This is a genomic window from Candidatus Dadabacteria bacterium (assembly GCA_009840385.1).
GTDB lineage: Bacteria > Desulfobacterota_D > UBA1144 > Nemesobacterales > Nemesobacteraceae > Nemesobacter > Nemesobacter australis.
In genome coordinates this window covers 445,422-464,364 of sequence record VXNX01000013.1, presented here as the reverse complement: position 1 = coordinate 464,364, position 18,943 = coordinate 445,422, and the positions used below count along the sequence as shown (strand labels likewise).

The following is an 18,943-nucleotide window of genomic DNA, read 5'->3' as shown; positions in this document are numbered from 1 at the left end:
TGAGTTTCTCCGCATTGTTTTCCGGTTCTCTGAGGTTGCTTGGATTTGCATGGACTATTCGAAGGGAATTTCATGCTTCTCCCGATAAAAGGAGAAATAATCTTCAATAATTTCCTCGCTCAACCCAAAATCACTCAAACGATAGACGTGTCTGCCAAAGCGATTTTGCGGATTTCTTTTCATAAAAGTCTCGGCTTGCTGCACCGCTTCAGCATCAAAATCAATCCCCGCCTTTAGATAAATCCGGTGAAGCTGAGCAATCGGATCCTTCATCAAGTCGTAGTACGAAACGTCGACGAATCGATCGGCATCTGCTTTATCTCGAGATTCGATGGTTAACTCAACCATCCTGCGAGTTTTCCTGGACCAGTGCCTGGCGATTTCCTTCGGGTCCACATGATCGCTGAATATGCCGCGGTTGTGAGCAACCATGCTGCAGAAAGAGGGCATGGTTTTTCGAGGGTCGCGGTGGGTCTGCACGACTGTCGCGGTGGGGAAAACCTTAAGAAACACATCCAGATATTCCATGTGATGCGGTGTTTTGAGCACCCAGTTAATGCTGGGGCGTTGCCAGCACAGAATCTTAAGCACCTTGTGGAAATATTCGTAGGTCTGCGTATGGTCCTGTTCCTCAAGCCACCGGGAGTAACTCGGCACATACATTGTGGCTTCCGGCGCCTGGCTCATAAAGTTCAGATCAAGGAGCATTACATCTTCTTCCGGCTCGTTATGGTCAATGGGGTGGACTGCCATGAACTGCGGGGACAAATACGCGATCAGTCGCTGTGCGAGGACTGCATGCACATGTCGAGCGGCCATTCTTTTGGCTTTGTTGCTTGGCGGTAACGGATTGAGTGCTTCTGTGCCTGACACGCCTCGGATATTCGGATGAGAATTCAGCAGTCTATGCAATATTGTCGTTCCGCTGCGCTGCAATCCCGTGATCAGGATAATCTTCCCCAAATTGATGTCATGTATTTCAGGGTGTTGTTTTAGCAGTTCTTCAATTCGCAAGCGATGAACTAATGCGCTTGCAAGTCGAATTTTCTGTATCAGTTTGCCGGTTGGGGTCAGCTCGGCTTCGTTGTTAATCGAATTTATGAGAACTTCCAACGCCTCAGAGTGACCGTCCTGGCCAAAATCCTCAAGCCCGGTCTTTCGAGTCGCGCTGGCGGTGAGCTTTTCAATATTTAAAGAACTCGACAATCCGAGGTTTTCACTTAGCTTCCCGAGGGAATTGAAAATCCTAACGGGAAGAGGACGGTAGGGATTCTCATAGTCTGTAGAAGTCGCTAGATTCTTTTTAGCCATCGCGGTTTGCTCAATTCAACAGCTGCTTAAGCTCGGTTAACTTGATCAGTCTGGTCTGTGGTTGAGGATGTTCCTTGGCGCGCACCCACCTAAAGCACATCGTGCCGGAAGAATGTCCGGCTGTTTGGAGCCAGTTGGGATGACCGGGATTTTCGTGAGCTACTACTAGGCGCACGGAACCGTCATCTTCATAGCGGGCAAGGTGCTTGTTAGTGTGTATAGTGTGATAGCGGTAGTCCAGCGATTCCATCCAGTAGTTATTTAACTGGAAGTTCCAGTGTTCGCATTCCGGCGGCGTTACTTCTATCAAAAGTGCTTCGTCTTCCGCTATTTTCCAATGACTGTGGTAATAAACGATATTGGGGTCACCCCCGGCGGCCAGCGATACTTCCGGATCAAACATTGGCAGTTCGTTGGTGTGCTTTTGAAAATCACGAGCCCACTTGGCAAACAGTAAAGGTGCGCCTGCCACGAGCATTCCCGCGGTTTTCAATCCTTCGTCGAGCTGCTTCGGCGTCAATGGAGAAGGGCGGCGTTCATCTTCGGAACAGTTGATCCGTTCTATTCGCAAGTCTGCCGGAGTTTCTGTTTCGCGATCAAGGAAAGTCTGACGTACGATTAATGTGCCGGTTTCCGGGGTCATAGGAAGCCAGTTCTTGCTTTGAGGTTTGCGACTGAGTATCAGTTCAAAGCACCCGTTTTCGTCGGTTTCTATCTTGTCAGACTCTATATGCCCTGTTGGAGGCAACCCTCGTCCCTGCCCATAGTTGCCGGACTGAGTGCCAAAGCTTAGGTATGCAATATTGTTGCGCCTCCCTCTGATTTTGTATTCATACTCTCCGCTCAGGGCTGCTGTCTGGTAGAAATTGTCGGGATTGTCCGCACCTAGCTTGGTTGTTTCGTTGACGACGCGATGAAGCACAGGTGCTTTCGGGTCGGCATGCTCGATAAATGCCATCAATCCGGCCCGGGCGATGCGGCTTAAGTACCGATACCCTTCTGCCTGACTAAATGCGTCTTTAGGTGCCTTTGGGAAATTTAAAGCCGCTCCCGCGGCCTTTAAAGTATCGCAGAACTCATCCCAGGACTTTCCACTGACTACCCGTTGAGCGGCTAAGTCGGCTTCCGTTTTGCCACGCAGCTTCCAGATGAAAAGAGATGTCTGTCGAAACAAGGCGAGAAGACGGATTGCGAATTTTGGCATGGCGTACCTCTAAGCAAAACTGATTTCATCGCTCGTAGTAGACTGCTGCGAACGAACCAATGATTAAATTAAAGGGGAATTATATACATAACTGCGGATGTGTTTTTTTGTATTTCCTGTGGCACACACTTTGTCCGAGAATAATTCGTTTTATCCTGTAATGACTTAACAAATATATAAGACATCCAAAAAATGACAATTGTTTTGTTATAGAAACTGCAGAATGAGAAAAAGATTTTCTCGAGATTCTCAAGAGGATGACGAAAAAGGCACTTGACAATAAAGGATAACGGCAGTTTAAATCAATCCCGCATCGTTGCCCAAAGATGGAATAATAGTATATAATTCCCTAAAATATCCATGTGAATTCCCGGAGGAAAAAACAATGAAGATAATGTCCTGGCTCGATTCGGAAGATTACTGGTACATGAATTCCCTTAGCGAGCAGAGCAAGGAAATTAACTACTACGGCTACATAATGGAAGTCGGAGATGAGGAGGATTCAAGCAGGATAAAGATCATGGTGGTCGAACTGCAGAGTGTGAATCTGGTGGTGGGATTTATTGTTCCTTTGAGCATGGATTTGAGCGGGCAGATAGACATGGGTTTTATCTGTCAGGAAAGACCGGATAAGGACATACCGTTTTCATGCAAGCTTTCAGGCGAGGTAAAAAATCTTAACTACACGGGAGACGATCTCCAGAAAATAGAGTATGCGGGCCTTTCGCTTGAGAAGTTTTACCAGAACAAAGGAATAAAATTCTATCTTCTAGATCTTCGTCCGATCTCCGAGCAGAATCAGGATAGGCCCTGATCAAGCTTTCCGTACGCGAAGAAATCCTGGAGCAACCGTAAAATGTCTGAGAAAAACAAGATAGTCCTTGCTTATTCAGGGGGGCTTGACACCTCGGTAATTCTCAAGTGGCTCGTAAACGAATATGATTCCGATGTTATAGCCTACGTGGCGGACATAGGGCAGAAAGAAGATCTTGAGGAGGCGGAGCGCAAGGCTTGGGAAACCGGTGCGTGCGCGGTATTTATTGAAGACCTGAGGGATGAATTCGTAAGGGATTATGTTTTTCCCGCGATAAGCGCAAACGCCGTTTACGAAGGCAGTTATCTTCTCGGAACTTCCATAGCTAGGCCCCTTATCGCAAAAAGGCAGATCGAGATAGCCAAGCGCGAGGGAGCTTTCGCCGTTTCCCACGGAGCGACCGGCAAGGGGAACGATCAGGTCCGCTTTGAACTTACTTTCTACGCCCTTCACCCCGATATAAGGATCATAGCCCCGTGGCGCGAGTGGGATTTCAAGTCGAGAACCGACCTGATAAATTACGCTAGGGAAAACGGAATAGACGTCACCGCGACCGAGAAAAAGCCTTACAGCTGTGACCGCAATCTTCTTCACATAAGTTACGAAGGCGGGATTCTGGAAGACCCCTGGGCCGAACCGCCCGAAGATATGTTCGAGATGACGGTTTCTCCCGAGGCTGCTCCTGATGAACCCGTTTACGTCGAAATCGGATTTGAGAGCGGCATCCCCGTTTCCGTGGACGGAAAGGAGCTTTCTCCTTCCGCGCTTCTTGGCCTCTTAAACGATGTTGCCGGGGCAAACGGCGTCGGAAGGGTCGACATTGTTGAAAACAGGTTTGTCGGGATGAAGTCAAGGGGCGTGTACGAGACCCCCGGCGGCACGATTCTTCACGCGGCGCACAGGGCTCTTGAATCAATTACGATGGACAGGGAAGTGATGCGCCTTAGGGATTCTCTGATTCCCAAGATATCTGAACTTATCTATTACGGCTTTTGGTTTTCCCCCGAGATGGAGATGCTGACTGCCGCCGTCCGCAAAAGCCAGGAAGATGTAAGCGGTACGGTGAGGCTCAAGCTTTACAAGGGAAACGTCATAGTCTGCGGCAGAAAGTCTCCGAATTCTCTTTACAGCGAGAATCTGGCGACTTTCGAGGAGGATTCGGTTTACGACCAGTCGGACGCTACCGGTTTCATAAGGCTTAACTCGCTTCGCCTCTCAGTAAAGAAACTTCTTGAGGGGTAATGACTTCCATAGCGGATGAGAACGGATCAATTCAACTATGATCTCCCCCCGCGGCTGATTGCGCACTACCCGCTTTCCAAACGCAGTTCCTCCCGGCTTCTTGTGGTCGATAGGAAGACGCGACGCTTTTCCCACGCCAGATTTTCCGATCTTAAGGACCTGCTGCGCCTAGGTGACCTCATGGTTTTAAACAACACCAGAGTCATTCCTGCGAGGCTTGCGGGGCACGTGGAGCGAAGGGGAGATGTGGAGTTTCTTCTTACCGAGAGAAAGGATGAGACCCAGTGGAAAGTGCTTTTTAAAAACCCGAGCGAGGGTCTTCGGGTCAAGCTGGACGGAGGAGTGTCGGGCAGTCTTAAAAGGGAACCCGATAAAAGCTGGACAATAAGGTTCAGCGAACCGGTTGAGCGGATCATAAGCAGCACGGGGCGGATGCCGCTTCCTCCCTACATACCAAGAGAACCGGAGCCGTCGGATAAAAAAACCTATCAGACCGTTTACGCGACCGAGGAGGGGGCCGTCGCCGCTCCGACGGCCGGTCTTCATTTCGATCTGGAACTTCTATCGGATCTTCGTGAAAAGGGCGTTTTGATGGAATATGTCACTCTCCATGTCGGAGAAGGGACCTTCAGGCCCGTAAAAGAAGAATTGATCGATAACCACGCTATGCATTCCGAACGCGTTTTCGTCTCAAAGAAAACCGCCCGAGCGGTAAACGAAGCCAAGGCGGAGAAAAGAAGGGTGGTTTCCGTCGGAACCACTGTCACGAGGACTCTTGAGTCGGCAAGGAGCGAAGGCGGTGAGATGCGGCATTTTTCCGGTAGGACGGATCTTTTCATAAGACCTCCGTACGAATTCCGGTTTGTAGATGTTCTTATAACCAATTTCCATATGCCGCGTTCAACGCTTCTTATGCTTGTTTCCGCGTTCTGCGGTACCAGGGAGTTGGCTCTGGCCGCCTATGAGGAAGCGAAATTGCACGATTACAGGTTTTTGAGTTACGGCGACTCTATGATAATAGTGTGACGGGACCCTGGCCGTGCGCAACTCGGGCCTGTTCTTGTACATTATCAGGCGGAATTGTTATACTCTTTGGAACAAGTTTTTTCTTCAATCAATTTCCCCGGAGGAAAATGCAGATGGCGACAGTAGTTACGGGAGCGACCGGATTCATAGGATCGCACATAACCAGAAAGCTGGTTGAAAGAGGGGACAGAGTCAAGGTTCTCGTCAGAAAGACGAGCAATACTAAAAACATAGACTCCCTTGACGTGGAGAAGGTCTACGGGGACGTTGGAGACCCTGATTCCCTTAAGGCCGCTTTTTCCGGATGCGACACTCTTTTTCACACTGCGGGATTCGTATCGTTTAAGAAATCCGACCATCAGAAAATGCTGGATATAAACGTGCGGGGCGCTTCTAATGTTCTTTCCGCCGCCATGGATGTGGGAATATCAAAGGTCGTTTTTACAAGCAGCGTTGCCGCAATCGGAGTTGAGCGGGACGGCTCCCCGGTAACCGAAGCCACGCAATACGACCTTTACTCCGAAGGGATAGGGTATATGAACTGCAAGTACCTCGCGGAAAGAGAGGCAAAGAGCTTCAGCGAAAAGGGACTTCCCGTGGTTATCACTAATCCTTCGGTTGTCTTGGGTACAGGGGACATCTATCTCTCAAGCTCCGGGTCGGTTCTCTGGTTCTGCAAGAAAAGGTTTCCTGGTTACATGGACGGCACCTTTAACCTTGTCGACGTTGAGGATGTTGCGAATGGACATCTGCTTGCGGAGAAGAATGGAAAACCCGGAGAGCGCTATATACTTGCGAACGAAAACGTCGATGTGCGGGGCTATTTCGCTCTTCTTGAAGAGATAACCGGCATCTCGGCTCCGAAAATGAAGATCCCCTACGTGTTTGCCTACACCACAGCGTTTCTGCTCGAGAGGGTATTGGGGCTCGGATTCCCGAACTATTCGACACTTGACATCGATTCCATAAGGCTTTCAAGGTACAACTGGCACGCTGACAATTCAAAGGCAGTAAAGGAACTTGGGTTCACTACGACTCCCATTGAGCAGACTATACGGAAAACCGTTGAGTGGTTCAGGGAGAACGGCTATTTAAGCTGAAGAAGAGAGTAAAGTGGCGGGAAACAGTTTCGGAAGATTTTTTAGGATTACCACTTGGGGAGAGTCTCACGGACTGGCCCTCGGAGTGATCGTTGACGGTTGTCCCGCAGGACTTGATATCTCTCCCGAGGACATACAGTACGAACTTGACAGAAGGCGTCCCGGGCAAAGCAGGATCACGACCCAGAGAAAAGAAGCCGACGCAATCGAAATACTTTCAGGCGTTTTTGAGGGAAAGACCCTAGGGACTCCTATATCCATGATGGTGAGAAACACGGACGTCATATCCAAATCCTACGAGGATATAAAGGATGTCTACCGTCCCGGCCACGCCGATTTCACCTACGATGAAAAATACGGGCACAGGGATTACCGCGGGGGAGGTCGCTCTTCGGCGCGGGAGACGGTAGGCAGAGTGGCGGCCGCCGCGATAGCGAAAAAAATTCTGGACTCCCAGGGAGTGAGGACAACTGGATACGTAAAGCAGGTGGGGGATATAGTCGCCCAAGACATCGATTTTGACCAGATTGAGGAAAACCCGGTTCGCTGCCCTGACCCAAAAGCCGCCGAGAAGATGATCGGTCTTATAGAATCGGTCAGGAAGGAAGGGGATTCCGTGGGAGGAACCGTCGAGGTCGTGTCCCAAGGGCTTCCTTCAGGTCTCGGGGACCCAGTTTTTAACAAGCTTGACGCGGACCTTGCGCGCGCGCTTATGAGCATAGGGGGAATAAGGGGCTTTGAGGTGGGGATGGGTTTCGGGGTTGTCGAGAAGAAAGGTTCGCAGGTAAATGACCTCATGTATAAAAAGGAGGATGGGACCTTGGGTTTCAGAACGAACAACTCGGGCGGTCTTCTAGGCGGCATAACGAGCGGGGCGGATCTCGTTGTCAGAATTGCCATAAAACCCACTTCTTCCATATCACAGGTGCAGGACACGGTAGATAAGAGAGGAGAAAAAACGCAGCTGCAGGTAAAGGGAAGGCACGACCCGTGTCTTTGCCCTAGGGCTGTTCCAATAGCGGAGGCCATGGTCAATCTCGTTCTGGTTGATCACCTCCTGATCTCGAAACTGTCAACGATCTGATTTTACTGCCATGCCGGAACTTTTCAGAATCTATGTAGGAGAGGAAGAGATATACTCAGGGCACTTGGAGGATATCCCCGATTACTACCGCAGCAACTTGGTTGAAGCGATTTCCGAGTGGGGAGAGTGTCTTAGCAAGAGCGGTTTCAGAGAGCTTATTTACTCCTCTTTACATTGGTATAACCTCAAGACATATTACTGCGGGAATTGCGAGAAGGAGTTGGAGGAGGGGGGTGTGTGCGTGGACTGCGACGGAGAGATTTCGGAAACCTTCATCCATGAACGCAATCCGGCGATAGACAAGATAATGATGTGCATCGGTTTAATAGACCGCGTGGAGATGGAAGTCGTTTAATTTTCTCAGTCGTTATGAAGTTTCTTGTTAAAGGACACATCTACCCCAAAGCTTGGGAGATCGCGAAAAGCGTCAGGAAGCTTAGGGAAGAGCGGAAAAAAGTTAATATCGGTTCCGGAACGATCGGCTACACGGTATACGAGGTTGATCTTCCTGAGCAAACCGTAAAAACGGGAAACTATCTCACCACTCCCCAAGGGGTGAGACTCTACCACAACTCGGGCGATTATTACGGGACCGGTTATCTGATCTCGGAAATAGACAACGACCCGCTTGTATCAAAGCATTTCTCCTGAATAAAGACTCCAGAGGGGAGCGAGTCGCACCAGCAGGTCCCGGGTTTCGCGGATAAAGGCAGAGGGGTCGGCCGCAACCTCGACCGGTTCCCGTGTTTGAAGAGCGCAGAGGTGCGGTCCTTCAAGAAAGCTTTCCACTTTTATGGGGTCAAGCGTTCGGTCAACCTCTCCGTACTTTTTGCACGCGACTAAATCTATATCGTCTCCGATGCCGATGTCTTGCGCGAGATCTATAACGCCTTGCGGATCGTTCTTTATCTTTCCGGCCATCGGGGAATCCAGGGCCAGCAGAGGGGTGGGTACGTAGAGTCCCCGCCATACCCCTTTCGGCTGAAAACCCAGAAACAATTGAGCGTCAAGTCTTTTACGTCCCTCTCTATAAAAAAGCGCGAGCATGTTGTCTTTGTAAGGACTTTGTCCCTTTGCAAAACGCATGTCCCTGTTGATCCGGGTAATCGTCTTGTTGACCGCGGGACGGATCTCTAAGTCTTTGATCACTTCTCTAAGGGCGGGACCTATGTCGGTAATGGCTTGCCGCAACGGCCCGAGCAAGCTTTCCTCGTAGCGACCACGATTTTCCTCAAACCACTTCTTGTCGCGTGGACTGCTTAGGTCTTTTAAAAAACGGAAGGTCTCCGTGGAGAAGTGTTTCATGAAGATTTCACCAGTGCCAAGCGCAGCCGACTTCTGCACACCGCACAGTAGCGGCAGCTACACGGTTGCCAGTATTTCCGAGACCTTGGAAACACCGGCTCCGCTTGTGAAATCGTGTCCCAGAGATTCCAAGACGGATTCAAGGGCCGAGACAAACGCGACCATGTCGTTTCGGTCAACATCTCCTATGTGAGATACTCTGAAGATTTTCCCTTTGGCGTGGTCCTGTCCCCCGGCGACAGTCATGTGGTATTTCGTCTGAAGCTCGGAGATGATCTTTCCTGCACCTATTTCCTCGGGGGCTACCCCAACGGTAAGAGCTTGGCTTGCCTCATCTGTGGTGAAAAGATCTATGTTGATCGCTCCAAGCGCCTCGCGTGTCGCGAGCGACATGATCTGGCGTTTTCTGTAAATGTTCTCCATCCCTTCTTCCATGAATCCCTCTATAACCTTACCGAGGCCGATTATGAGCGTGACGGCCGGAGTCCAAGGCGTCGTGTTTTTCTCGGCGCTTTTTTGGTAGTCGGCAAAGTTTAGATAGAACTTCGGAAGATCCGAGGTTTTGTTGAACTCCCAGGCTTTCTCGCTCATCGCCGCGAATGAAAGTCCCGGTGGAAGCATGAAAGCCTTCTGCGAACCGCCCACCAGAACGTCGATTCCCAGTTCGTCAAACGGAAGAGGAAACACGCCGACGGCCGTTATGCCGTCGACTATCAACAGTACGTCGTCTCTTTTTGAGGTAATCGCTGCGACCTGATCCGTGGGATGCTTCACGCCCGTAGAGGTTTCGCTTGCCTGCATCATAACCGCCTTTATTGAGGGGTCGCTATCGAGCTTTTCCTCTATGATTGCGGGCGAAACCGCCTCCCCCCACGTAACTTGTATCTCATCCACCTCAAGTCCGTAGGCCCTCGCAATTTTCCCCCATCTCTCACCGAATTTTCCGCCGTTTACCGTGATCACCTTATCACCTGCGCAAAGGGTGTTCACAACTGCTCCTTCCATGGCGCCGGTTCCCGAAGCCGCTAGTATGAAAACTTCATTTTCGGTCTGGAAAATATGCTTCAGTCCTTCTCTTGCTCGCTCGAATATCGCCTCGAACTCTGTGGTTCTGTGGTGAATGAGCGGCTTGGCCATCTCAACCATTATTTCGCTTGAGACCGCCACGGGACCCGGGGTCAGCAGCAACTTTTTCATTTCGGTGTTTCTCCTCGCATAGTTAAGGGATTGAATCAAAGCGGATAAAATACCCACAAACGTACGCTGTTTCAATTGATTTCCGTGCCGTTTTTTTTGAATTCGCTGGTTATTTGCGTACTATCTTTCGGTGCGTTTAAGGAGGCATCTTAGATGAAAGAAGAATTGCGCAGTCTTATAGAAGATCTGAGAAGCAGAATCCACAGGACAGGAGACTGTCTTTGACCTGCCTGGCAAAACTGAAAGACTCAAAGAGCTTGAAGAAATTACAGCGGGTCCCGGATTTTGGGATAACTCCGAGCTAGCGCGCAAAACGCTTCAGGAGCAGTCCGAAATCAAGGACTGCGTTTCGGGATTCGAGAAGCTCCGCTCCGACATGGAGGATGCGACATGCCTTTTCGAACTCGCGGTCGGTGAAGACGACCCCGATTCAATTGAAGAAGCCCACAACATGCTTGCGTCTGTTGACGCGAGGCTTTCCGAGCTTGAGTTCGCCCGGATTCTCGGTGGCCCCGACGACGCGCGAAACGCTATCATATCCGTAAATGCCGGAGCCGGGGGAACCGAGGCTCAGGACTGGGCCGAGATGCTTCTCCGCATGTACCTTCGATACGTGGAGAGGAAAGGATTTTCCGCAAAGCTGCTTGAAACTCAGGACGGAGAGGAAGCCGGCATAAAAAGCGCCACTATTCTTGCCCAAGGGAAGTTTGCCTTCGGTTATCTCAAGGCGGAGACGGGGGTTCACAGGCTGGTGAGGATCTCCCCGTTTGATTCGAACAAAAGGAGGCACACGTCGTTTGCCTCGGTTTTTGTTTCTCCCGAAATAGATGATTCCATAGAGGTGAACATAGAGGAAAAAGATCTCAGGATCGATACTTACCGCGCAAGCGGAAAGGGAGGCCAGCACGTTAACAAGACTGATTCTGCGGTTCGCATCACCCACCTGCCCACTGGGGTCGCGGTCAGTTGCCAGAACGAGAGATCCCAGCGCCAGAACAAGGAAAGCGCCCTGAGGATACTCAAGGCGAGGCTCTATGAGTTGCGCAGAATGGAGGAAAGGCAGAAAGAAGAGGAGCTGAATTCCTCGAAAAAAGAGATCGGCTGGGGAAGTCAGATAAGGTCATACGTCATGCATCCTTACCGCATGGTTAAGGATCACCGAACAGATTTCGAGTCCTCTGGAGTTGACACGGTACTTGACGGACAGATAGAAGATTTCATAGAATCATATCTTTTGCATGAAGCGACCGAAAATCAAAGGGAGGAAGCAACTTGAAATTCGGTATAACGGGGAAAAAGGACAGTGCGGAAGTCTACGAAATCGCCAGGCGGTTGTGCGAGTGGCTTGGTGAAAGGGGCATAGAGTTTTTCGTCGAGCAGAACCTCGGCCGCAATATAGAAGCGGAAAACCTGCTTGCGGAGCCGGATCTGGCCGAGGCTGTCGACATAATAGTTGTGTTCGGCGGCGACGGCTCCTTTATATGGGTCTCCCGCATAGCGCAGGGACAGGACGTTTCGATACTCGGCTGCAACCTCGGCGGGCTCGGATTTTTAACGGAATTTACCGTGGACGAGTTTTTTCCGATGATGGAAAAAGTGGTCGCCGGAGATTACGAGATCGAGAGAAGAGATATGATATCGTGCTCCGTGGTCAGAAAGGACGGAGAGCAGGAAGAATTCACGGTGCTAAACGATATCGTGATAAACAACGGTCCCATTTCCAAGGTAGTGGACCTCTCCATATATATAGAAGAAAGATACGTAACTACTTTTAAGGCTGACGGAATCATCTTCGCGACTCCGACCGGTTCAACCGCTTACTCTCTTTCTGCGGGCGGACCGATAATCTACCCCACGCTGCCTGTGATAACCGTTACTCCCATATGTCCGCACATTCTGACCAACAGGCCCATTGTGGTGCCCAACACGAAAAAGATAAGGACGAAGGTGCTTACCGACATACAGAACACCTACCTCACGCTTGACGGTCAGGTGGGAGTGCCTCTTTCTCTCGGAGACGAGGTTATACTTGAAGGTTCTGAGTCTTTCGTGAATATCATAAAATCCCCTTTCAGGGATTATTTCAATATCCTGAAAACAAAACTTATGTGGAGCGGGAGATATGAAAATTCCGAGTGACCAGAGGTTCATGCATGACTGGGTAATAAAGCAGGTGGAGCACAAGTACTCCTCGCTTTACAAGGAGATCCGTACCAACCCCGGGGGAGAGCAGCTTTGCGAGTTCGAGGGTTTTTTCCCCGACATAATTCTCGGTTCCTACGGACAGGTCGTGCAGATAATGGAAGTTGAGACTGAAGCCACTATCGACGAGAAAAGAAGCGAATACTGGAAGGAACTCTCGGCCCTTTCCGCCCAGCTGGTTCTGCTGGTTCCCGCGAAGTTAAAAACTCAAGTTACGGATCTTTGCTGGAAATGCGGACTCGCGGGCAAAGTGAACATAGGAACTTTCGAAATCTCAATCAGGACATAGAGAACTTCAGACAACCCCCATGAACTGTCCTTCCTGAAGGTCTTTTTTCCCCCTTATGAATTCTGAGGCGTCCATTTTTCTCCCGCCTTCGATCTGAAGGGACAATATGCGAACAATTCCCTTACCCGCGGCAACATCAAGACTCTCGCCCCCCACCGATACTATCTCTCCGGGACTCCCTTTTCCCGTGCCCGCAAGCGCCCTGAATATCTTGAGGTTCTTTCCTCCCAGAGTTGTGTGGGCGCACGGCCACGGAGTCATCGCCCTTGCTAGGTTTTTTATCTCTTCTGCGTTCTGGCTCCAGTCAATCTCGCCGTCTTTTCTCGAGAGAAGAGGAGCATAGGTAGCTGTATCTGAGTTCTGTTTTACGGGCGATATGTCATTTCTTGCGACGCGGTCGATCGTTTCTAGAAGAAGCCCGGCTCCCTCAAGCGAAAGTCTTTTTGAAAGTTCCTCCGCGGTTTCCTCCTCCCCTATCGGAACATCCCTTTGAGTGAGGATGTCTCCAGTGTCCATTCCCTCGTCCATCAGCATGATGGTGACTCCCGTTTTCCTCTCTCCTTTTGCTATGGCCCAGTTAATGGGGGCTGCGCCCCTGTAGCTGGGAAGCAGAGACGCGTGAACGTTTACGCAGCCAAGCGGGGGTATGTTCAGCACGGTTGCGGGGAATATCTCTCCGTAGGCCACGACCGCTATCAGGTCGGGGGAAAGGGCTTTGAGGGTTTCCCCGAACTCTGGCGTTTTTAAGTCCTGGGGCTGAAAAACGGGTACTCCGCGCTCTCTGGCGAATTTCTTTGTCTCTGTCCATACGGGCTTTCGGCTCCTGCCCCTCGGCCTGTCCGGCCTCGAGAGAAGTCCGATGACCTCGTGGGGGGAGTCGCAAAGTGCCGCGAGGGATGGTACGGCAAATTCCGGCGTTCCTGCGAAAAGAATTTTCATTTTTCCGTGTTCTTGCGAGAAGCGATTGCTTCGGTCTCCATTCTTTGTGCCCGCGCGCGATTTTTGTTCCAAGCGGTTTTTTTCGGTGCATGCGGTGCACATTTTTTAGGCATGGTTCTCAAACTCTAAGTCTACTTGAAAATCCGTGGGTGTTGAGAATTTAATTTTTTCTAATTATTTCAGAGAGTTAAGTTGAACATCATCCGCCTTTTGTTTTTTTGGCCTCTTAATTGCAGAAAGTGTTGAGAAGAAAATTGTCCAAACAATGGAGGAGTTGGTTATGAATATCGCAGATTTCTTGAGAAAACCTTTCGGATGCAGCCGCGTGCTGTTTCTCTCGGTTTTCGCTTTTATTGTTCTGGGGGGCTATTCGGCTTTTGCGTCAGACGGTTCTGCGCACTCAGTCTTTGTGGCGAACAACGTATGGATGCTACTTGCTACTTTTCTTGTTTTTATAATGCATCTCGGATTTGCCGCTCTTGAGACCGGACTTACCAGATCGAAGAACACAGTAAACATACTGTTTAAAAACACGTTCATCATCTCGGCGGGTATTCTCACTTATGCCCTTATGGGCTTTAACCTTATGTACCCGGGGGACTTCAACCTTATAGGCGGCGGGATCTTCGGGTTTGCGGGTTTCGGTATTTCATCGCCGGCAGGGGCTGAGGGGCTCATAGAATATGCCGATGGTGGTTACACCTACTACACAGATTTCATATTCCAGGCGATGTTTGCCGCGACGGCGGCCACTATCGTTTCCGGAGCGGTCGCGGAACGTATAAAGCTTTCAAGCTTCCTCATTTTCGCAACTGTATTCGTTGCGATCGTATATCCCATAGCGGGATCCTGGAAGTGGGGCGGCGGATGGCTTGATCAGATGGGTTTCTATGATTTCGCCGGTTCCACGCTCGTTCACAGCGTCGGCGGATGGGGAGGACTTGTCGGGGCGTATCTTCTCGGCCCGCGTGTCGGGAAATACCTTGCCTCGGGAGCGATGAGGCCGATTCCGGGTCACTCGCTACCTCTTCTTGCTATTGGTGTATTCCTGCTCTGGATGGGATGGTTCGGTTTTAACGGCGGTTCGGTTCTGAGCGCGGATCCGAAACTTATTTCGCTGGTCATAGTGACGACTTCGCTTGCGGCTGCTGCGGGCGCCTTGGGAGCGGCTTTCACGTCGTGGGGAACCTTTAAGTACCCTGATCTCTCCATGGCCCTAAACGGTGTGCTCGCCGGTCTTGTGGGAATCACGGCGGGAGCTGACGTGGTCAGTCCCGGAGAGGCCGTCATCATAGGACTTGTGGCCGGAATAATCGTGGTCTTCGCGGTCAGCTTCTTTGACAAGATAAGAATAGATGACCCGGTGGGTGCGATTTCCGTTCACCTAGTCTGCGGTGTATGGGGAACGCTTGCCGTGGGAATTTTCGGAGGACCTGATTTCAGCATTGTGACCCAGTTTATCGGAGTTGTGGCCTACGGAGTCTTCACGGTTGTCTGTGCCTTCATCATTTTCTATGCAATAAAGATGGCTATAGGCATAAGAGTGAGCGAGGAAGAGGAGAGAAGAGGACTCGACATAACCGAGCATGGAATGGAGTCCTATCCGGATTTCCAAGCCGTATCGCAGGTTTAATCAAGTATTAGAACAGGAAAAAAAGTAGAGAAAAAACAACTCTCTTAAAGGAGGAGAAAAAATGAGAAGTATAGTTTCTAAATTGATGATCGCAACGGTTTTGCTGCTGGGGGCCCAGTTTACGGCCCCTAGGGCAAACGCCGTTGATATCGGAAATTCGATTGGGATCGGCGTTTCGCTCGACACGACCTATCAGTATATTTCGGATGGGGAAGTCGGAGAGGGGATCGACGAGAGGGGCCTTTATCCCGAGCATAACGATTTTTCGATAGATGCCTTCACCCTTTCGCTTGAAAAGGTTCCAACCGTCGGCGAAGGAGTGATGGATCAGGTGGGTTTCAGGGCTGATGTTCTTTTCGGCGAGCAGGCCGAGCGGCTCGGCTTCGGTTTTAACAGCGATGGTGACGGCGCGGTAAGCCCTTACCAGGCTTACATAAACGTGCTCATTCCCGGGGCCGGAAGCGGTCTTAACGTCTACGCAGGTCAGTTCACCACGCTTGCCGGCTGGGAGCTTATAGAAGCCAAGGACAACACCAACATAACGAGATCCCTGCTTTTCTACAGGATTCCGTTTGCGCATAGCGGTGTGCGCGCCACCTTCAGTGCCGGATCGCTTGATTTCGCGCTTGGCCTGAGCAACGACTGGGATGCGCTTGATGATGAAGACGACGGCAAGACATTTGAAGGCCAGATCGCGCTTAATCTGCCAAACGACGGCTGGCTCGGCGTTACTGGATACTTCGGCGATACTGACGGCGATACTAGGACCCTTGTCACGGTCGTTGGTACCATGACCCTCATGGAGAAAGTCACCTTGATAGCCGATTTCGAGTATACGTCGCATGACTACGGCGGAGACCGCTGGGGTTTTGCTGGTTACGCGATAGTGAGTCTTGCGGACTCCATGTCACTCGCTCTCAGGGGTGAATATGTTGATGACGAGGAAATAAGAAACTATGACGATGACGGAAACTTCACGGGTTTGGCGGGCGTCAAGCTTTACGAGTTTACCTCAACGCTCATATTGACTCCTTTCGAGTCCGTGGGGAACTTCGAGACGAGACTTGAGTACAGGTACGACAAGGCAGACGGAGACGACGCTTATTTCGCCGGAGGAGATGATCAGCACGGATTTGCCGTACAGCTTCTTTACTGGCTTGACGTATAGATAAAGGAAAACAACCACAACGCAGAAGAAAAAACCATCTCTCCATACCTCTTTTTTCTGTGTTCAGGGGGGCTTCGGTTCTTTTAAAAAAGGCCGAGGCCCCTTTGTTTATGAACGAAGAGGCACTCTTTCTTGAAACGAAATATTTTCTTCGGGTAGAATTAAAGCCCGTTTGTTTCTGCCCGGATAGCTCAGTTGGTAGAGCAGAGGACTGAAAATCCTCGTGTCGGTGGTTCGATTCCGCCTCCGGGCACATCATTTTGTCACGTTCTTACAGGGACACTTGAGCGAGGTGATTTATGTCGAAGCTTAATCGGATGTCTGGCGCTCTCGCCACTGTTGTCGCTCTTGCGGCTTGCGCTCTTATCCTTTCATGTTCTTCCGAGGCACAGACAAACCCATGTCCTGACGGCACCGAACCCTATACCGAATACAGGCTTTTTTTCGGGCGTGGAGATGCGGATAATCCCCAGGTCGTTAGTGATCAGCAGTGGGAAGGTTTTCTCGAAGATACCATCACTGTGGAGTTTCCAGCCGGTCTTACCGTCTTAGATGCCTATGGACAGTACACGGACTCCGCAGGAAATCTGATAAAAGAGGATACTAAGGTACTTATAATACTCGTCCCGCCTGATGCCGACTCCGCTCCCGGAATAGACAGGATTATCGAGGAGTACAAGCAGAGGTTCTCCCAGCAGGGGGTTTTGCGCGAGGTTAAAGCCACCTGCGCGTCGTTCTGATTCTTTTTTCTGTTCCAGGTTTTTAAACTGTCTTAGCCGAGGTGCGTCTTGCCAAGTTGTTTTGTTATATACATTAGGTTAAACTTGCCATACATAGGACTATTTTATTCTCGGAGGAGTTTTAAATGAAATTTGGAGATTATCTAAAGAGGATAAGGAAGAGAAAAAAAATTACACAGGAGAATCTAGCTCGATCTCTTGACGTTTCAAGCGTGTATATACATCAGCTTGAGACAGGGAAGGTTGACGCACCCTCTCTTGATCGCTGCCGGCAGATATCTTCAATATTGGGGGTCAAGGTTGAAGAAATATGGAGCGTTTCAAGGGCTGAGAGACTCAAAAGATTCATCGATAAAGAAGCCATATCCGAGCAGGAACTCGAGGTTCTCACAAACGAGGAGAAGATGCTCGTTAAGCTTTACAGAAGCCTTGACGGAGAGATAAAAAAGGATTTTGCCGGAATGATATTCATGCTTCTCCGTCATTCCCAAGACAAAAAATTACGCAAGATACTTGAAGAATTCGTAAAATGCGCCTGAACCAAAAACTTGGATTGTTGTTCAAAATATCCATGGTTGAATTGGGCATTATCGCCCTTATAGGGGTGGTGTTTTATTTCCAGTTTGACAACGCGAAAAAAGAATTCGTCACGAGGACACGAGCTATTGCCGAAACAATAGGGGACCAGGCAACCACCTTTTACAGAGACCATGGGGAAGCATCCACAAGCGACGAATTCTATCTTTTTCTTGACGAAAGGCTGGGCAGGGAAAAACTGTTTAACACTTTCGGCGTTTCCCCAAAGTTTTTCAGCGTCACTTTTACGAAACAGGGAGAAAATGAAATAGCTTCCGGGCATTTTCTGGAAAATTCTTATCCTCCCGAGGGATACTCGGTTGAGAAATATGCAGGGAAGATTTCCGTTTCCGTTCCGTTTCTCGCTCCGCAGGCCGACGGGCCGCTCGGCATAGTTAAAATCGACTCCGATACGAAAACGTTGATGAAAAAGGTCTTCGCCGACAACTTTTTGCTTTATGTAGCCATTTTAGTGGTGCTTAACAACCAGGCCTTCATTCTTCATCTGTTTCTCAGAAGGAGAAAAGAAGAGATACCTTTTGGCGGAGAGGGTTACCTGAAGGAACACTCCATAAGTGCCCTTAAGCTTATGCACAAGGTGCTAGGAGACATAATAGAAGATCACGCTTCGGAGGATAAAAAATCTCCGGAGGAAAAAACCGCGGACTCAAGGAACGTCATTTCGATTTCAAACGTGGGTACTAAACCGGAAAAATGAAAAAAAGTTTTCTGATAATATCCTTTGTTTTTGGGGTTCTTTTCCTTGCGGCCTGTATCGCGGAAGAATCCGCCGTCGAGCTTGACGGGCCCGTTCTCGAGACTGAGAACTTTGACGGGAGCGTGGATTTTAACGGCGCCGTCGTGAACACGGCGAATTTCCCCGTGCAGTCGGTCTATGTTGTTATCTTCGTGAAGGATTCGGACGGAAACGCCCTTGCCGCAACCTCTGCCCTTGTTGAAGAAGGGGATATACTTGATCCGGCGCAAAGCTTTTTCTTCACGGCCAGTTTCGATAATCTTCCCCCGGAAGCCCATTCCAGGGAAGTACAAATATATTACGACCTTTTGGAAGAGTAGTCTTCCATCCTCGTTTTGTTGATTTCTCCGTTTAAA

General features: G+C 50.0%; 21 protein-coding genes and 1 tRNA gene. 17 read left to right on the top strand and 5 right to left on the bottom strand.

Going from position 1 to position 18,943, the window contains the following annotated elements:
- Positions 1–54: 54 nt before the first annotated feature.
- Positions 55–1,311 carry a sulfotransferase gene (locus F4X55_06640; protein MYC40664.1) on the bottom strand — a complete coding sequence of 419 codons (1,257 nt, stop codon included), beginning with the start codon at positions 1,309–1,311 and terminating at the stop codon, positions 55–57.
- Positions 1,312–1,321: 10 nt separating this feature from the next.
- Positions 1,322–2,515 carry a DUF1214 domain-containing protein gene (locus F4X55_06635; GenBank protein ID MYC40663.1) on the bottom strand — a complete coding sequence of 398 codons (1,194 nt, stop codon included), beginning with the start codon at positions 2,513–2,515 and terminating at the stop codon, positions 1,322–1,324.
- Between the two features lie 385 nt (positions 2,516–2,900).
- On the opposite strand from F4X55_06635, the gene F4X55_06630 reads away from it, so the two are divergent.
- From F4X55_06630 to F4X55_06600, 7 genes are all read left to right on the top strand, one after another.
- On the top strand, positions 2,901–3,329 hold the full coding sequence (locus F4X55_06630; GenBank protein MYC40662.1) for a hypothetical protein: 429 nt from the start codon (positions 2,901–2,903) through the stop codon (positions 3,327–3,329).
- Between the two features lie 42 nt (positions 3,330–3,371).
- The gene (locus tag F4X55_06625) at positions 3,372–4,571 is read left to right on the top strand and encodes an argininosuccinate synthase (GenBank protein ID MYC40661.1); all 1,200 of its coding nucleotides are present in this window, start codon (positions 3,372–3,374) and stop codon (positions 4,569–4,571) included.
- Positions 4,572–4,586: 15 nt separating this feature from the next.
- Positions 4,587–5,597, top strand: a complete 1,011-nt coding sequence (gene queA, locus F4X55_06620) for a tRNA preQ1(34) S-adenosylmethionine ribosyltransferase-isomerase QueA (protein MYC40660.1) — start codon at positions 4,587–4,589, stop codon at positions 5,595–5,597.
- A 107-nt stretch (positions 5,598–5,704) separates the two neighbouring features.
- The gene (locus F4X55_06615) at positions 5,705–6,697 is read left to right on the top strand and encodes an SDR family NAD(P)-dependent oxidoreductase (GenBank protein ID MYC40659.1); all 993 of its coding nucleotides are present in this window, start codon (positions 5,705–5,707) and stop codon (positions 6,695–6,697) included.
- 13 nt (positions 6,698–6,710) lie between these two features.
- Positions 6,711–7,781, top strand: coding sequence for a chorismate synthase (aroC, locus tag F4X55_06610; protein MYC40658.1), 1,071 nt, complete (start codon positions 6,711–6,713; stop codon positions 7,779–7,781).
- 10 nt (positions 7,782–7,791) lie between these two features.
- Entirely contained in the window at positions 7,792–8,136 is a 345-nt protein-coding gene (locus F4X55_06605; protein ID MYC40657.1) for a hypothetical protein, read from the top strand.
- A 14-nt stretch (positions 8,137–8,150) separates the two neighbouring features.
- Positions 8,151–8,432: a hypothetical protein gene (locus F4X55_06600; protein ID MYC40656.1), complete on the top strand. Its 282-nt coding sequence runs from the start codon at positions 8,151–8,153 to the stop codon at positions 8,430–8,432.
- On the opposite strand, the gene F4X55_06595 is transcribed toward F4X55_06600, so the two are convergent.
- Entirely contained in the window at positions 8,415–9,086 is a 672-nt protein-coding gene (locus tag F4X55_06595) for a DUF2461 domain-containing protein (protein MYC40655.1), read from the bottom strand. The genes F4X55_06600 and F4X55_06595 overlap by 18 nt on opposite strands.
- A gap of 57 nt (positions 9,087–9,143) precedes the next feature.
- A complete protein-coding gene (locus tag F4X55_06590; protein ID MYC40654.1) occupies positions 9,144–10,283 on the bottom strand; it encodes an alanine--glyoxylate aminotransferase family protein in 1,140 nt (379 codons plus the stop codon).
- A gap of 153 nt (positions 10,284–10,436) precedes the next feature.
- Between F4X55_06590 and F4X55_06585 the strand changes: the two genes are divergently transcribed.
- The 3 genes from F4X55_06585 (at position 10,437) to F4X55_06575 (ending at position 12,774) form a co-directional block, all read left to right on the top strand.
- Positions 10,437–11,559, top strand: a protein-coding gene (locus tag F4X55_06585; protein ID MYC40653.1) for a peptide chain release factor 2 whose coding sequence is annotated in 2 segments (ribosomal slippage) — positions 10,437–10,484 and positions 10,486–11,559 — 1,122 coding nt in all. Because the reading frame shifts where the segments join, the coding sequence is not laid out codon by codon here.
- Positions 11,556–12,422, top strand: coding sequence for an NAD(+)/NADH kinase (locus tag F4X55_06580; protein MYC40652.1), 867 nt, complete (start codon positions 11,556–11,558; stop codon positions 12,420–12,422). Before F4X55_06585 ends, F4X55_06580 begins: the two co-directional genes overlap by 4 nt.
- The gene (locus F4X55_06575) at positions 12,406–12,774 is read left to right on the top strand and encodes a hypothetical protein (GenBank protein ID MYC40651.1); all 369 of its coding nucleotides are present in this window, start codon (positions 12,406–12,408) and stop codon (positions 12,772–12,774) included. Before F4X55_06580 ends, F4X55_06575 begins: the two co-directional genes overlap by 17 nt.
- Positions 12,775–12,780: 6 nt before the next feature.
- On the opposite strand, the gene F4X55_06570 is transcribed toward F4X55_06575, so the two are convergent.
- Positions 12,781–13,713 carry a methionyl-tRNA formyltransferase gene (locus F4X55_06570; protein ID MYC40650.1) on the bottom strand — a complete coding sequence of 311 codons (933 nt, stop codon included), beginning with the start codon at positions 13,711–13,713 and terminating at the stop codon, positions 12,781–12,783.
- 280 nt (positions 13,714–13,993) lie between these two features.
- Here F4X55_06570 and amt point away from each other — a divergent pair, with 280 nt between their 5' ends.
- From amt to F4X55_06535, 7 genes are all read left to right on the top strand, one after another.
- Complete coding sequence (gene amt / locus F4X55_06565; GenBank protein MYC40649.1) at positions 13,994–15,346, top strand: ammonium transporter; 1,353 nt, start codon at positions 13,994–13,996, stop codon at positions 15,344–15,346.
- Between the two features lie 61 nt (positions 15,347–15,407).
- Positions 15,408–16,514 carry an outer membrane beta-barrel protein gene (locus F4X55_06560; GenBank protein MYC40648.1) on the top strand — a complete coding sequence of 369 codons (1,107 nt, stop codon included), beginning with the start codon at positions 15,408–15,410 and terminating at the stop codon, positions 16,512–16,514.
- 180 nt (positions 16,515–16,694) lie between these two features.
- Positions 16,695–16,767: transfer RNA gene (locus F4X55_06555), tRNA-Phe, on the top strand.
- A 46-nt stretch (positions 16,768–16,813) separates the two neighbouring features.
- Entirely contained in the window at positions 16,814–17,254 is a 441-nt protein-coding gene (locus F4X55_06550; GenBank protein ID MYC40647.1) for a DUF3574 domain-containing protein, read from the top strand.
- A 125-nt stretch (positions 17,255–17,379) separates the two neighbouring features.
- Entirely contained in the window at positions 17,380–17,793 is a 414-nt protein-coding gene (locus tag F4X55_06545; GenBank protein MYC40646.1) for a helix-turn-helix domain-containing protein, read from the top strand.
- 14 nt (positions 17,794–17,807) lie between these two features.
- Positions 17,808–18,548 carry a hypothetical protein gene (locus tag F4X55_06540; GenBank protein MYC40645.1) on the top strand — a complete coding sequence of 247 codons (741 nt, stop codon included), beginning with the start codon at positions 17,808–17,810 and terminating at the stop codon, positions 18,546–18,548.
- Positions 18,545–18,907 carry a hypothetical protein gene (locus F4X55_06535; GenBank protein ID MYC40644.1) on the top strand — a complete coding sequence of 121 codons (363 nt, stop codon included), beginning with the start codon at positions 18,545–18,547 and terminating at the stop codon, positions 18,905–18,907. The genes F4X55_06540 and F4X55_06535 overlap by 4 nt, the downstream gene beginning before the upstream one ends.
- Positions 18,908–18,943 lie beyond the last annotated feature (36 nt).

Bases quoted from the DNA above. Each gene is read 5' to 3' on its own strand.
- F4X55_06640 (MYC40664.1), bottom strand. From the start codon at position 1,311: ATGGCTAAAAAGAATCTAGCGACTTCTACAGACTATGAGAATCCCTAC.
- F4X55_06635 (MYC40663.1), bottom strand. From the start codon at position 2,515: ATGCCAAAATTCGCAATCCGTCTTCTCGCCTTGTTTCGACAGACATCT.
- F4X55_06630 (MYC40662.1), top strand. From the start codon at position 2,901: ATGAAGATAATGTCCTGGCTCGATTCGGAAGATTACTGGTACATGAAT.
- F4X55_06625 (MYC40661.1), top strand. From the start codon at position 3,372: ATGTCTGAGAAAAACAAGATAGTCCTTGCTTATTCAGGGGGGCTTGAC.
- queA (MYC40660.1), top strand. From the start codon at position 4,587: ATGAGAACGGATCAATTCAACTATGATCTCCCCCCGCGGCTGATTGCG.
- F4X55_06615 (MYC40659.1), top strand. From the start codon at position 5,705: ATGCAGATGGCGACAGTAGTTACGGGAGCGACCGGATTCATAGGATCG.
- F4X55_06605 (MYC40657.1), top strand. From the start codon at position 7,792: ATGCCGGAACTTTTCAGAATCTATGTAGGAGAGGAAGAGATATACTCA.
- F4X55_06600 (MYC40656.1), top strand. From the start codon at position 8,151: ATGAAGTTTCTTGTTAAAGGACACATCTACCCCAAAGCTTGGGAGATC.
- F4X55_06595 (MYC40655.1), bottom strand. From the start codon at position 9,086: ATGAAACACTTCTCCACGGAGACCTTCCGTTTTTTAAAAGACCTAAGC.
- F4X55_06590 (MYC40654.1), bottom strand. From the start codon at position 10,283: ATGAAAAAGTTGCTGCTGACCCCGGGTCCCGTGGCGGTCTCAAGCGAA.
- F4X55_06575 (MYC40651.1), top strand. From the start codon at position 12,406: ATGAAAATTCCGAGTGACCAGAGGTTCATGCATGACTGGGTAATAAAG.
- F4X55_06570 (MYC40650.1), bottom strand. From the start codon at position 13,713: ATGAAAATTCTTTTCGCAGGAACGCCGGAATTTGCCGTACCATCCCTC.
- amt (MYC40649.1), top strand. From the start codon at position 13,994: ATGAATATCGCAGATTTCTTGAGAAAACCTTTCGGATGCAGCCGCGTG.
- F4X55_06560 (MYC40648.1), top strand. From the start codon at position 15,408: ATGAGAAGTATAGTTTCTAAATTGATGATCGCAACGGTTTTGCTGCTG.
- F4X55_06550 (MYC40647.1), top strand. From the start codon at position 16,814: ATGTCGAAGCTTAATCGGATGTCTGGCGCTCTCGCCACTGTTGTCGCT.
- F4X55_06545 (MYC40646.1), top strand. From the start codon at position 17,380: ATGAAATTTGGAGATTATCTAAAGAGGATAAGGAAGAGAAAAAAAATT.
- F4X55_06535 (MYC40644.1), top strand. From the start codon at position 18,545: ATGAAAAAAAGTTTTCTGATAATATCCTTTGTTTTTGGGGTTCTTTTC.